The sequence below is a fragment of the Streptomyces sp. NPDC046900 genome (assembly GCF_040644975.1).
In the GTDB taxonomy this organism is placed as follows: Bacteria; Actinomycetota; Actinomycetes; order Streptomycetales; family Streptomycetaceae; genus Streptomyces.
In genome coordinates, this window is record NZ_JBEYXD010000049.1 from 26,977 (window position 1) to 39,430 (window position 12,454).

Consider the following 12,454-nt stretch of genomic DNA (forward strand, 5'->3'; position numbering starts at 1 on the left):
GTCCAGCGGCCGGACGCCGGCCCGGAGGTTGTCCACAGCGATTGACACCCTACGGCGCCTCGACCGACCATTGAATCGACCGGACCGAACGATCGGTCGGGAGACGGAGTGGTCGAGGGGGTCCGCATGGCGACAGCAGCAGCCCACCGGATGGCCGGCTCGGGTGGCACACAGCCGGACACGACGGCCTACCAGGCCGTCTTCGACGCCACCGTCGCCGCTGACGAGCGCATCGAGCCGCGCGACTGGATGCCCGACGCCTACCGGGCCACCCTCGTCCGGCAGATCGCCCAGCACGCGCACTCCGAGATCATCGGCATGCAGCCCGAGGCCAACTGGATCGCCCGTGCGCCCTCACTGCGGCGCAAGGCGATCCTGATAGCCAAGGTCCAGGACGAGGCGGGCCACGGGCTGTACCTGTACAGCGCCGCGGAGACACTCGGCACCGGCCGCGACGAACTTCTGGACAAACTGCACTCGGGCCGCCAGAAGTATTCGTCGATCTTCAACTACCCCACGCTGACCTGGGCGGACGTCGGAGCCATCGGCTGGCTGGTGGACGGCGCCGCGATCACCAACCAGGTGCCCCTGTGCCGCTGCTCCTACGGGCCCTACGCACGCGCCATGGTCCGCATCTGCAAGGAGGAGTCCTTCCACCAGCGCCAGGGGTACGAACTGCTGCTCGCCCTCAGCCGGGGCACGCCGGAGCAGCGTGCGATGGCGCAGGACGCGGTGGACCGCTGGTGGTGGCCCTCCCTGATGATGTTCGGCCCGCCCGACGACGAGTCGGCGCACTCCGCGCAGTCGATGGAGTGGAAGATCAAGCGGCACTCCAACGACGAGCTGCGCCAGCGTTTCGTGGACATCTGCGTCCCCCAGGCCGAATCACTCGGCCTCACCCTCCCCGACCCCGAGCTCAGGTGGAACGAGGAGCGGGGGCACTACGACTTCGGCCCCATCGACTGGACGGAGTTCCGGGAGGTCCTCAAGGGCAACGGCCCCTGCAACGAGCAGCGCATCACACAGCGCAGGCAGGCGCACGAGGAAGGCGCATGGGTACGGGACGCGGCCGCCGCCCACGCGGCCAAGCACCACGGTGTGACAGGAGCGACGCAAGCATGACGAACACCGACTGGCCCCTGTGGGAGGTCTTCGTACGCTCTCGCCGCGGCCTCTCGCACACCCACGCCGGCAGCCTGCACGCCCCGGACGCGGAACTCGCCCTGCGCAACGCGCGTGACCTGTACACCCGGCGCGGCGAAGGCGTCTCCATCTGGGTCGTCCCGTCGTCCGCCGTCACGGCGTCCTCACCCGACGAGAAGGACCCCTTCTTCGAGCCGTCCGCCGACAAGCCGTACCGGCACCCCACGTTCTACGAGATCCCGGAAGGGGTGAAGCACCTGTGACCGTCACCGTGCGCACCGCGGCCGCCCTGGACCTCGGCGACGACGCCCTGGTGCTCTCGCACCGCCTGGGGGAGTGGGCCGGTCATGCGCCGGTGCTCGAGGAGGAGGTCGCCCTCGCCAACATCGCCCTCGACCTGCTCGGCCAGGCCCGCGTGCTGCTGTCGATGGCGGGCGACGAGGACGAGCTTGCCTACCTCCGCGAGGAGCGTGCCTTCCGCAACCTCCAGCTGGTGGAGCAGCCCAACGGCGACTTCGCGCACACCATCGCCCGGCAGCTGTACTTCTCCACCTACCAGCGGCTCCTCTACACCCAGCTCGCCTGCGGCGCAGGCGAGTTCGCGGGCCTCGCGGCCAAGGCGGTCAAAGAGGTCGCCTACCACCAGGACCACGCCGAGCAGTGGACCCTGAGGCTCGGCGACGGTACGGACATCAGCCATGAGCGGATGCGGCGCGCGTGCGAGGCGCTGTGGCGGTTCACAGGGGAGATGTTCCAGCCGATCGAAGGTGTGGACGCCGACTGGGCGGCCATGCGGGAAGCCTGGCTGAGCTCGGTGGGCGACGTCCTGCGCCGGGCCACCCTGGAGATTCCCGAGGGACCGCAGTCCGGGGCGTGGACAGCGGGCGCGGGGCGGCAGGGCCTGCACACCGAGCCTTTCGGGCGGATGCTCGCCGAGATGCAGCATCTGCACCGCAGTCACCCGGGGGTGTCATGGTGACGGCCACGGCCCTCGAAGAGGAACTGCGCCGGCTCGCCGGCTCCGTCCCCGACCCGGAGCTGCCCGTACTCACCCTGGAGGAGCTCGGCGTCCTGCGCTCGGTCCACGCCCACGGCACGGACTCCGTGGAGGTCGAGCTGACCCCCACCTACACCGGATGCCCCGCGATCGAGGCGATGTCCCTGGACATAGAGCGGGTACTGCACGAGCACGGCGTACGCGACGTCGTCGTGCGTACAGTGCTCACCCCCGCCTGGTCGACGGACGACATCACCGAGGAAGGCCGCCGCAAACTGCGCGAGTTCGGGATAGCGCCCCCGCGCACCCGGCACCAGGAGGCGTCCGGCCCGGTCGCAGTGCAGCTGGGGCCCACGCGGACGGCCACCGACCCCGGTAAAGCGGACGCGATACACACGGTCACCGCCTCCCCCCTGCAGGACGAGCCCGTGCGCTGCCCGTCCTGCGGGTCCGCCGAGACCGAGCTGCTGAGCCGGTTCTCCTCCACCGCGTGCAAGGCCCTGCGCCGCTGCCTGGCCTGCCGCGAGCCGTTCGACCACTTCAAGGAGCTGTGATGGCCCGTTTCCACGCGCTCCCGGTGGCCGCGATCGACCGGCTCACCGACGACTCCGTGGCGCTGACCCTCACCGTGCCGTCCGCACTGCGTGAGGAGTTCCGGTACACACCCGGCCAGCACCTGGCCCTGCGCCGCACCGTCGACGGCACGGAGGTCCGGCGCACCTACTCGATCTGCTCCCCCGCCCCCGAACCGGACGCCGAGGGCCCCAGCACTCTGCGCGTCGGGGTACGGCTGGTCGACGGCGGAGCCTTCTCCACCTACGCGCTCAAGGAGATCACCGTCGGCGACGAGCTGGAGGTGATGACCCCGGCGGGCCGGTTCACACTGGAGCCCGCACCCGATATGTACGCCGCGGTGGTGGGCGGCAGCGGGATCACACCCGTGCTGTCGATCGTCGCGACGCTGCTTGCGCGAGAGCCCCAGGCGCGGTTCTGCCTCATACGCAGCGACCGGACGTCCGCCTCGACGATGTTCCTGGAGGAGGTCGCCGACATCAAGGACCGCTTTCCCGACCGGTTCCAGTTGGCCACCGTGCTCTCCCGGGAGGAGCAGCAGGCAGGACTGCCGTCCGGACGGCTCGATCAGAAGCGGCTGTCCGGGCTGCTGCCGGCGCTGCTCTCCGTGGACAAGGTCGCGGGGTGGTTCCTGTGCGGACCCTTGGGACTGGTGCAGTCGGCGGAGCGGGCGCTGCGCGGGCTCGGCGTCCCGCGGACGCGCATCCACGAGGAGATCTTCCATGTGGACGACGGAACCCCCGCCGGGCCGTCCGTACCGGCTCCCGCGCACAGCACGGTGACCGCGCGGCTCGACGGACGCGGCGGGACCTGGCCGGTCCAGGACGGCGAGTCGCTTCTGGAGACGGTGCTGCGCAACCGCCCCGACGCGCCCTACGCGTGCAAGGGCGGCGTGTGCGGGACCTGCCGGGCCTTCCTGGTCTCGGGGAAGGTGCGCATGGACCGCAACTTCGCGCTGGAGCCGGAGGAGACGGACGCGGGATACGTGCTGGCCTGCCAGTCGCATCCGGTCACGGAAGCAGTGGAGCTCGACTTCGACCGGTGAGCGGCGCCGACTCCGGCTCCCGCGTCGAGGGCGGCGCCGGAGTCGGTGGGGACGGCCGGCGGCCACAGACGGCCGGACAGAACGACAACTGACGGTCATCCTGTCCGGGCTCTCGCCGACCGGCCGTTCCCTTCTTCTAGAACCTGTTCTATCTTGACGCTCCGTCAGATCAGCGGATCCGCCAGGAGGACAGGCCGTGGACTTCACCTTCAGCGAGGAGCAGCAGGCGGCACTCGAGGCGGCGCAAGCCGTGTTCGCCGCAGTCGCGCCGGACGCGGTGCCCACCCCCGCGCTCAGCCCCGGCGCCGTGGCCGACGACTTCGACCGGGCACTATGGGCGCGGCTCGCAACCGCGGACCTGCTGAGCCTGCTGCTGGACGAACAGTACGGCGGGGCCGGCCTCGACCCGATCGCGCTCTGCCTGGTGCTCCGGGAATCGGCCAAGGTACTGGCACGCGTACCGCTGCTGGAAAACACAGCCGCGACCACGGTCATCCAGGCCCACGGCAGCCCCGGACTCAAAGAAGAGCTGCTCGCACGGGCAGGTCGCGGAGAACAGGTACTCACCGTCGCCGCACACGGCCGCACCGGCCACGACCCGGCCGAACTCTCGGTGATCGCACGGCGGGACACAGACGGCACCTGGACGCTGGACGGCGTACAGACGGCGGTGCCCTGGGCGTACAACGCCGACAGCATCCTCGTACCCGCGCACACCGACGACTCGGGCCTCGCCGTCCTCGCCCTCGTACCCGGGGTGCACGAGGGCGTCGTCCTTGCCGAACAGTTCTCCACCAGCGGAGAACGGCTCGCCGAACTGCGGCTCGAGTCGGCGCGGATCACGGGGCGCTACGTACTCGACGCCGAGGGAGCCTGGGACCAGCTGCGCCTGCTGCTCACCACCGGCACCTGCGCACTCGCACTCGGCCTCGGCGAACGCGTACTGGAGATGACGAGCGAGTACACCGGCAAGCGGGAGCAGTTCGGCCATCCCATCGCCACGTTCCAGGCGGTCGCCGTCCAGGCAGCCGACCGGTACATCGATCTGCGGGCCATGGAGGCCACGCTCTGGCAGGCAGCCTGGCGCATCGGCTCCGGAGCGGCCGGCGCACTACCGGCAGCCGGGGATGTGGCGGTAGCGAAGATCTGGGCCTCGGAAGGCGTACGCCGGGTGGTGCAGACGGCGCAGCATCTGCACGGAGGCTTCGGCGCCGACGTCGACTACCCGCTGCACCGCTACCACGCCTGGGCCAAGCACCTCGAACTCTCGCTCGGCCCCGCCGCAGCCCACGAAGAGACACTGGGCGACCTGCTGGCGGCACACCGACTGGGATGAGCACACGGCCCGCTCCCGGGCGGGCCCCGCGTCCCGTACTAGAGCACGAAGCCCGACTCGCCCTTGGCGTCCACGACAGGACGGCCGGCGGCGGCCCAGACCTGCATACCGCCCTCGACGTTCACGGCGTCGACGCCCTGCTGGACCAGGTACATCGCGACCTGGGCCGAACGCCCACCGGAGCGGCAGATCACATGGATCCGGCCGTCCTGCGGCGCCGCCTCCGTGAACTCGCCGTAGCGCGCGACGAACTCACTGATGGGAATGTGCAACGCCCCAGCGGCATGACCCGCCTGCCACTCGTCGTCCTCGCGGACGTCCAGCAGGAAGTCGCCGTCCTTGAGGTCCGTGACCCCGACCGTGGGCACACCAGCTCCGAAATGCATACTCCGACGCTACCCGACCGAACCACGGACCTGGGCCCCCGCCCCTGAGGGCTGCCGTGCGCGGGTGGCCGAACGACAGGGGACCGAACAGTACGCCGTCCTCCTGAGCTGCGCCGCGCAAACGGCGAGCACGGACTCAGCCGCGCAGTGCCACCAGCTCGGCTTCCTTCTCCGCCACCTGGGCCAGCAGCTGCTCCGCGATGTCCTCGAGAAGACCGTCCGGGTCGTCGGGAGCCAGCCGGAGCATCGAGCCGATCGCGCTCTCCTCCAGCTCCTGGGCCACCAGCGTGAGCATGTCCTTGCGCTGGGCAAGCCACTCGAGGCGGGCGTAGAGCTCCTCGCTGCGGCTCGGCCTGCGCTCCTTCGGGACCGGCCCAGCGGCCCACTCCGCGGACAGCTCCCGCAGCAGGGCCTCGTCGCCACGGGCGTAGGCGACATTGACCCGGGCGATGAACTCGTCGCGCCGCGTGCGCTCCTCCTCGTCCTGAGCGAGGTCGGGGTGGGCCTTGCGGGCGAGCTCCCGGTACAGCTTGCGGGCCTCCTCGCTGGGGCGGACACGCTGCGGAGGCCGCACAGGACGGTCCGTGAGCATGGCCTGGGCCTCCGGGAACAGTCCGTCGGAGTCCATCCAGCCGTGGAACAGCTCCTCGACGCCCGGCATCGGCATGACCCGGGCGCGTGCTTCGTCAGCGAGGCGTATGTCCTCGGCGGCGCCGGTCCGGGCGGCCCGCGCCTCGGCGATATCCGCCTCCAGTTCGTCGAGGCGGGCGTACATCGGGCCCAGCTTCTGGTGGTGCAGCCGGGAGAAGTTCTCGACCTCGACGCGGAAGGTCTCCACGGCGATCTCGTACTCGATCAACGCCTGCTCAGCGGCCCGCACGGCCCGCTCCAGCCGATCCTCGGGCCGCGCCCCGCCGGCCGGGCCGTCCGGGCCCCCGCCGGTCCCCGGACCGTCTGCCCCGGAGCCCGCGCCTTCGTCGGACCCGGCACCGTCCGCGCCTTCGCCGGACCCGGCACCGTCCACTCCCATGGCCGCACCTTCGCCGGACCCGAGGCCTTCGGCAACCGGCTCCTCGGCGGCGGACAGGGACTCGCTCTGCTCGGCTTCGGGCGTCGTCACCGGACCAGCCTAAGACACGTACGCGGCACCGTTCTTCCGGTCGGGCGTGGGGACCGGTGGGGGACGGGGGTAGGTGCGGGGGCGGACTCGGGGCAAGTCGGGAGATCGGGGGCTCCCCCCTCCCCTCCCCCCACCCCCCTCAGACCCCCATCTCCCCGGCAATCCGCCCCCCACGCACCGCAGCCACCAGTTCCGCGTGATCCGCCTCCGTACGGTCCGCGTAGGACACGGCGAACGTGGCTATCGCCTCGTCCAGCTCGTCGTTCTTTCCGCAGTAGCCCGAGATCAGGCGCGGGTCGGCGCTGTGCGCGTGGGCACGGGCCAGCAGCGCTCCGGTCATGCGGGCGTAGTCGTCTATCTGGTCGGGGGCCAGGGCGGCGGGGTCGACGCTGCCTTTGCGGTTGCGGAACTGCCGTACCTGGTAGGGACGTCCGTCGACCGACGTCCAGCCCAGCAGGATGTCGCTGACCACCTGCATGCGCTTCTGGCCGAGGACGACCCGGCGGCCCTCGTGCGGCACCGGGTGGCCGGCCGTGGCCAGGTGGGGGAGCAGAGCGGACGGACGCGCCTCCTTGACCTGCAGGATCAGCGGCTCGCCGCGGTGGTCGAGCAGCAGCACCACATAGGAGCGCGTGCCCACGCTGCCCGTGCCGACCACGCGGAACGCCACATCGTGCACCGCGTACCGGGCCAGCAGCGGAAGGCGGTCCTCGGACAGCGTGGTCAGATACTGCTCCAGCGACGCCGCGACCGCCGCCGCCTCGCCGTCCGGTATGCGGCGCAGCACTGGCGGTGCGTCCACGAAGTGGCGGCCGCCGCCCTCGACCGGTTGCGTGGACTTCGCCGCGAAGCGTCCGCTCGTGTTGTTCCGTGCCTTCTCCGAGACCCGCTCCAGCGTGCCGAGCAGGTCGTGGGCGTCCGTGTGGGAGACGAGCTCCTCGTCGGCGATCGCGTTCCAGGCGTCCAGGACCGGGAGCCTGGCCAGCAGGCGCATGGTGCGCCGGTACGCGCCCACGGTGTCGCGCGCCGCCTGCCGGCATGTGTCCTCGTCGGCTGCCGCCTCACGGCCGGCGAGGACCAGCGATGTGGCGAGGCGCTTGAGGTCCCACTCCCAGGGGCCGTGCACCGTCTCGTCGAAGTCGTTCAGGTCGATGACCAGGCCGCCGCGTGCGTCCCCGTACAGGCCGAAGTTGGCCGCGTGGGCGTCGCCGCAGATCTGGGCGTTGATGCCGGTGCTCGGCGTGCGTGCGAGGTCGTGGGCCATGAGGCCTGCCGAGCCGCGCAGGAACGCGAAGGGGGAGGCCGCCATCCTGCCGACGCGTATCGGCGTGAGTTCGGGGATCCGGCCGCGGTTGGACTCCTCGACCGCGGTGACCGCGTCCGGGCGGTCGCCGTCCACCGGCAGCTCGGCGTGCGACCGTCGCCGCACCCGGGCGCGCAGGGCCTTGCCCTCTTCCTTGGGGGAGTCTGCGACCGGCCACCGCGCGAAGCCCCGCATCGAAGGGATCCTGGGCGCCTGCCGCGGCACTGCCGTTTCGATCCTTGCACCGACCTCGGTCATGACGACCGCCTCCCCCGCTGTCCACGCAGCCGTACGAACATCAACTGCGGATGACCGTACAGCGGGGCGTCTAGAGGCGTCAGACCCTGTGGATAAGTCCGCGAGGGTGGAAAACGGGGTGGGAACAGCGACCGAGGCGGTGGTGGAGGCGCCCCTCGAGCGCCGCGTTGCCCGAGGACACGAGCCCAAAGGACTCTCAGACGCTCCGACCGCACGCGGGGCCCGGCTGATCATGACCTTGTGGGCCGGCCGATCGGGGAGTCCGGGACCGGTGAGACGCTGCGGGACCTGCCGCGCATCAGCGAAGCGGTGCGGCAGGTGCTGCGCACGGGCGACGCGGTGGCGTCCGAGGCGCACGCGGGTCAGCGACGCCAGCAGCACCGCCCCGCACCTGCGGCGCGCCTGGTTGTCCGACGAAGGGGGCCGGGGTCTGCTCATCGTCGCCCGGCTCTCCCAGCGCTGGGGCAGCCGCCACACCCGCAGCGGCACCACTCGACCGCGATCTGTCGCGCCCCGAACCGCCGTCCCGTCGTGCTCACGCTCCGTCATGGGCCTCGGTGGCAGACCCGTTGGGGCCGCCCTATGGTGAGAGAACGTTTCCCGTCACCGCCGCACCGCCCGGCACACCGTGAGCAGCCGGACCGGTACGCAGCCCCCGGGGCGTGGCGGCGGCTCAAAGGGCGTGGACGCCCGCCTTCCCTCGTGCCCCGGGAAAGGGGTGTGGCTCGTGGCCGAACGCTCCGAGGAGCCGGTCCCCCAGTCGGTGCTCTCCCCGTTGACGGCTGCCGCCATCTTCCTCGTGATGACCGTCGATCGCGGCGGTGAGCCGGTCGTCCGCTCTCTGCTGTCCGACATGAACGGCCTGCAGCGCGCCGTCGGCTTCCGTGCCACGGCCGAGGGGAGGCTGAGTTGTGTCACGGGTATCGGATCCGATGCGTGGGACCGTCTGTTCTCCGGTCCGCGCCCGGCGGAGCTGCACCCCTTCCGCGAACTGGCCGGACCTCTGCACCACGCCGTGTCCACGCCCGGTGACCTGCTCTTCCACATCCGGGCCGCACGACTGGACCTGTGCTTCGCGCTGGCCGCGGAGATCATGGAGCGTCTCCGTGGCGCCGTGACGATGCGCGACGAGGTGCATGGTTTCAAGTACTTCGACGTACGGGACCTGCTCGGCTTCGTCGACGGGACGGAGAACCCGGTGGGGCCGGCGGCGAGCGCGGCCGTCCTGGTCGGCGACGAGGATCCCCCCTTCACGGGCGGAAGCTACGTGATCGTGCAGAAGTACATCCACGATCTCCGGGCGTGGAACGCCCTCCCGGTGGAGGCGCAGGAGATGGTGATCGGACGCCGGAAGCTGTCCGACATCGAACTGGACGACGAGATCAAACCGGCCGACTCGCATGTCGCGCTCACCACGCTCGAGGACCCGGACGGTACGAAACACGAGATCCTGCGGGACAACATGCCCTTCGGCGCCGTCGGCAAGGGCGAGTTCGGCACCTACTTCATCGGGTATGCCCGCACCCCAGCGGTGACGGAGACCATGCTGGAGCGCATGTTCCTCGGCGCGCCGCCCGCGTCCCACGACCGGATCCTGGACTTCTCCACCCCGGTCACCGGATCGCTGTTCCACGTGCCCACCAGCGATTTCCTCGACGACCTTCCCGACCCACCCGATGCGAGCGCGTCCGCAGCCGGAACCGAGACCGAACTCGAAGCCCCTCCCGCGGCCGACGCCGATGGCGATGGCACCCGTACTACGACCGGCGCGATGCCCCTCGCGCACCTGGCGGCTCCGGACGATTCCCTCGGGATCGGTGACCTGAAGGGCAGTTGACGCCGATGAACAACCTTCACCGCGAACTGGCGCCCCTCTCCGCCGTCGCTTGGGCGGACCTGGAGGAGGAGGCGCGGCGTACGTTCAGGCGCCATGTGGCGGCCCGCCGGATCGTCGACGTGCCCGAGCCCGAAGGCCTGGAGCTGTCCGGCGTGGGCACCGGTCATCTGCAGACCGTCGATGCCCCCGCCGAGGGGGTCCTGGCCCGTACCCGCCTGTACCAGCCCGTCGTGGAACTCTGTGTTCCGTTCACCGTCGACCGGCAGCAGGTCGACGACGTCGCACGCGGAGCCAAGGACGCCGACTGGCAACCGGTGAAGGACGCCGCCCGGCGGATCGCGTACGCCGAGGACCGGGCCGTGTTCGAGGGCTATGCCTCCGCCGGCATCGCCGGTCTGCGTGCGAGCTCGTCGAACCCGGTCCTGACCCTGCCCGCTGAGGTGCGCGCCTACCCCGACGCCGTCAGCCAGGCCATCAGCGCGCTGCGGCTGGCGGGCGTGGGCGGCGCTTACACCCTGGCGCTGAGCGCCGAGGCGTACACCGCCGTCAGTGAGACCTCCGACTACGGCTACCCGGTCATCAACCACATCGCCAGGCTCCTGGACGGCGACATCGTGTGGGCGCCCGCCATCGACGGGGCCTTTCTCGTGTCCACCCGGGGCGGCGACTTCGAACTGCGCATCGGCCAGGACCTGTCGATCGGGTACCTGTCGCACGACGACAGCACCGTGCAGTTGTACTTCCAGGAGACGCTCACCTTCCTGGCCTACACGAGCGAGGCGGTCGTGGCCCTTGAGCCGCCGTCACCGCCGCCGGGCCACCCGGAAGGAGAGGTGGCGCGGTGAAGGTCGGAGTCATCGGCGTGGGCGCGGTCGGATCCGCCACCGTGCTGTCGCTGGTCGAACGCGGCGGCACCTGCCGGGAGATCGTGGTGATCGACCGGGACAGCGCGCGGGCGGCCGGAGTCGCTCGTCGTAGCCTCCGCAGCGCACATCGACCGTGGGGGACAGCGGTGCGGCGTACCGCATGTCGGCGGGCCACGGCACGCCACCTCGCGTTTCAGGCCCCGCGACGGGCCCGGACCAGGGGCCCGCGGGCGATGAGGGCCGCTGCGGTGACGAGTACGAAGGGGAGGACGCCGGCCCATTCCGGTGCGGTCCGCCGCAGCGCCATGGTGGCCGCCGCGCCCACGATCAGACCCAAGAGCCGGAGGGGGACCCACCGGTTGGGGGGCGTCGAGGCGCTGCCGACGCCGCGCACGATGTAGGTGGCGAGCGTGCCGGTCAGATAGGTGGTCGGAGCGGCCGCCCGCCCGGCCGCCACCATGGCCGCGGCCTGTACGCCCATCGTCAGGGCGGCGCCGCACTGCAGCACGTGCCGCACCATGATGCTCGGCGCGCCACCGACCGTGGCCCAGACCCCCGCCCCGACAGCGAGCAGAACCGCCTCACCGACCAGGCAGACCATCACGCGCGGCGGCCAGTGGGTGGCGATACCCGTGGCGCCCCGGGTGACCCAGGCGGCCAGCACGGCGCCCACGCCGAAGCCCACCAAGGCCAGCAGTGCCGCATTCACACCTGCGCTGCGCGACTCACCGATCGCCATCCCGAGCAGCGCCAGGTTGCTCGTCATGACACCGGCGAAGACCCGGTCCAGGGCGGTGAACGAGATGGCCTCCACCGCGCCGGAAGCGGTAACGAGCAGCACCACGGCGATCCGCAGCACCCGGTCCGGCTCGCCCCCCGCCTCCACATGGGCGCCCATGCCAGCTCCTCCCGACAGCAGTCACCCACAGTAATATGACGATCTACTACCAGTGACGAACCGCGCCGGACAACCCACGGGCTGGACACCGCCCCTGCACGGTGGCCTGGGGGCCGGCCTCGTCGAGGTGGCGGCCCCCGCAGCCCCCGCCGGGCGGCCAAGACGGCCTCGCCGTGAGAGGAGGCAGATACCTGGGTCAGCTCACTCTCCGCCACGTGAGTTCGGCTGTGCGGTCCGCGCCCCACAGACGCGTGGGGGTGGCAAGGCGCAGCTTCAGGAACTCGCCTTCGAAGCCGACTCTTCTGATCTGGGGCCGCCCGACCCAGTTCGGGAAGAGGCCGGTGGTGACCTGGTGCTCGACGGTCGTCGGATCGACGACGGTGTAGGGGCCACCGTAGGCGACGTAGGTCATCGCTGCCTGGGCCAGTTCATCCGCTGTGGCTTCCTCGAGACGATCGGATCCCAGGCCCGGGCGATCACTGCGGCACAGCTGGGCGGACATGTAACCCTCGGGTGTGTAGACGATCAGCCCGTGCGGCTGGGGGCCGAGGGGGTCGATGACCTGGCCGTCCGCGTCTGTCGCGGTGTACGACACGAGTTCCCACGCGCCCAGCAGTTTCTTGCGTACGTCTTCGCAGGCCTCGTGTTCGCGGCTTGCCGCCGCTTGGTCGTTGGTTGTCATTGATGTGCGG

Annotated in this window: 13 protein-coding genes and 1 pseudogene; 9 read left to right on the top strand and 5 right to left on the bottom strand. The window is 71.0% G+C overall.

Going from position 1 to position 12,454, the window contains the following annotated elements; translation table 11 throughout:
- The first annotated feature begins 126 nt into the window (after positions 1 to 126).
- From paaA to ABZ904_RS33610, 6 genes are all read left to right on the top strand, one after another.
- The gene (paaA, locus tag ABZ904_RS33585; RefSeq protein ID WP_360991112.1) at positions 127 to 1,122 is read left to right on the top strand and encodes a 1,2-phenylacetyl-CoA epoxidase subunit PaaA; all 996 of its coding nucleotides are present in this window, start codon (positions 127 to 129) and stop codon (positions 1,120 to 1,122) included.
- The gene (gene paaB, locus ABZ904_RS33590) at positions 1,119 to 1,406 is read left to right on the top strand and encodes a 1,2-phenylacetyl-CoA epoxidase subunit PaaB (RefSeq protein ID WP_059208219.1); all 288 of its coding nucleotides are present in this window, start codon (positions 1,119 to 1,121) and stop codon (positions 1,404 to 1,406) included. Before paaA ends, paaB begins: the two co-directional genes overlap by 4 nt.
- Positions 1,403 to 2,122 (top strand): 1,2-phenylacetyl-CoA epoxidase subunit PaaC, encoded by a 720-nt coding sequence (gene paaC / locus ABZ904_RS33595; protein ID WP_361827602.1) that lies wholly within the window; start codon positions 1,403 to 1,405, stop codon positions 2,120 to 2,122. The genes paaB and paaC overlap by 4 nt, the downstream gene beginning before the upstream one ends.
- Positions 2,116 to 2,694 (top strand): 1,2-phenylacetyl-CoA epoxidase subunit PaaD, encoded by a 579-nt coding sequence (gene paaD / locus ABZ904_RS33600; protein WP_360991104.1) that lies wholly within the window; start codon positions 2,116 to 2,118, stop codon positions 2,692 to 2,694. Before paaC ends, paaD begins: the two co-directional genes overlap by 7 nt.
- Positions 2,694 to 3,758: a 2Fe-2S iron-sulfur cluster-binding protein gene (locus ABZ904_RS33605; protein WP_359390362.1), complete on the top strand. Its 1,065-nt coding sequence runs from the start codon at positions 2,694 to 2,696 to the stop codon at positions 3,756 to 3,758. Before paaD ends, ABZ904_RS33605 begins: the two co-directional genes overlap by 1 nt.
- Positions 3,759 to 3,954: 196 nt before the next feature.
- Positions 3,955 to 5,094 carry an acyl-CoA dehydrogenase family protein gene (locus ABZ904_RS33610; RefSeq protein WP_361827606.1) on the top strand — a complete coding sequence of 380 codons (1,140 nt, stop codon included), beginning with the start codon at positions 3,955 to 3,957 and terminating at the stop codon, positions 5,092 to 5,094.
- 38 nt (positions 5,095 to 5,132) lie between these two features.
- On the opposite strand, the gene ABZ904_RS33615 is transcribed toward ABZ904_RS33610, so the two are convergent.
- The 3 genes from ABZ904_RS33615 to ABZ904_RS33625 form a co-directional block, all read right to left on the bottom strand.
- The gene (locus ABZ904_RS33615) at positions 5,133 to 5,462 is read right to left on the bottom strand and encodes a rhodanese-like domain-containing protein (protein WP_359390728.1); all 330 of its coding nucleotides are present in this window, start codon (positions 5,460 to 5,462) and stop codon (positions 5,133 to 5,135) included.
- A gap of 154 nt (positions 5,463 to 5,616) precedes the next feature.
- A complete protein-coding gene (locus tag ABZ904_RS33620; RefSeq protein ID WP_361827609.1) occupies positions 5,617 to 6,600 on the bottom strand; it encodes a hypothetical protein in 984 nt (327 codons plus the stop codon).
- Positions 6,601 to 6,739: 139 nt separating this feature from the next.
- Positions 6,740 to 8,161: a DUF2252 domain-containing protein gene (locus tag ABZ904_RS33625; protein WP_361827612.1), complete on the bottom strand. Its 1,422-nt coding sequence runs from the start codon at positions 8,159 to 8,161 to the stop codon at positions 6,740 to 6,742.
- A 361-nt stretch (positions 8,162 to 8,522) separates the two neighbouring features.
- Here ABZ904_RS33625 and ABZ904_RS33630 point away from each other — a divergent pair.
- The 3 genes and pseudogenes from ABZ904_RS33630 to ABZ904_RS33640 form a co-directional block, all read left to right on the top strand.
- A pseudogene (locus ABZ904_RS33630) lies at positions 8,523 to 8,750 on the top strand (hypothetical protein); the annotation flags it as partial.
- Between the two features lie 138 nt (positions 8,751 to 8,888).
- Complete coding sequence (locus ABZ904_RS33635; RefSeq protein WP_361827615.1) at positions 8,889 to 9,998, top strand: Dyp-type peroxidase; 1,110 nt, start codon at positions 8,889 to 8,891, stop codon at positions 9,996 to 9,998.
- A gap of 5 nt (positions 9,999 to 10,003) precedes the next feature.
- The gene (locus ABZ904_RS33640; RefSeq protein ID WP_359390377.1) at positions 10,004 to 10,843 is read left to right on the top strand and encodes a family 1 encapsulin nanocompartment shell protein; all 840 of its coding nucleotides are present in this window, start codon (positions 10,004 to 10,006) and stop codon (positions 10,841 to 10,843) included.
- Between the two features lie 214 nt (positions 10,844 to 11,057).
- Here ABZ904_RS33640 and ABZ904_RS33645 read toward each other — a convergent pair whose 3' ends face one another.
- Both ABZ904_RS33645 and ABZ904_RS33650 read right to left on the bottom strand, forming a co-directional pair.
- Positions 11,058 to 11,762, bottom strand: a complete 705-nt coding sequence (locus ABZ904_RS33645) for a YoaK family protein (protein ID WP_359390380.1) — start codon at positions 11,760 to 11,762, stop codon at positions 11,058 to 11,060.
- Between the two features lie 196 nt (positions 11,763 to 11,958).
- Positions 11,959 to 12,444: a lipocalin-like domain-containing protein gene (locus ABZ904_RS33650; RefSeq protein WP_360991080.1), complete on the bottom strand. Its 486-nt coding sequence runs from the start codon at positions 12,442 to 12,444 to the stop codon at positions 11,959 to 11,961.
- Positions 12,445 to 12,454: the final 10 nt, after the last annotated feature.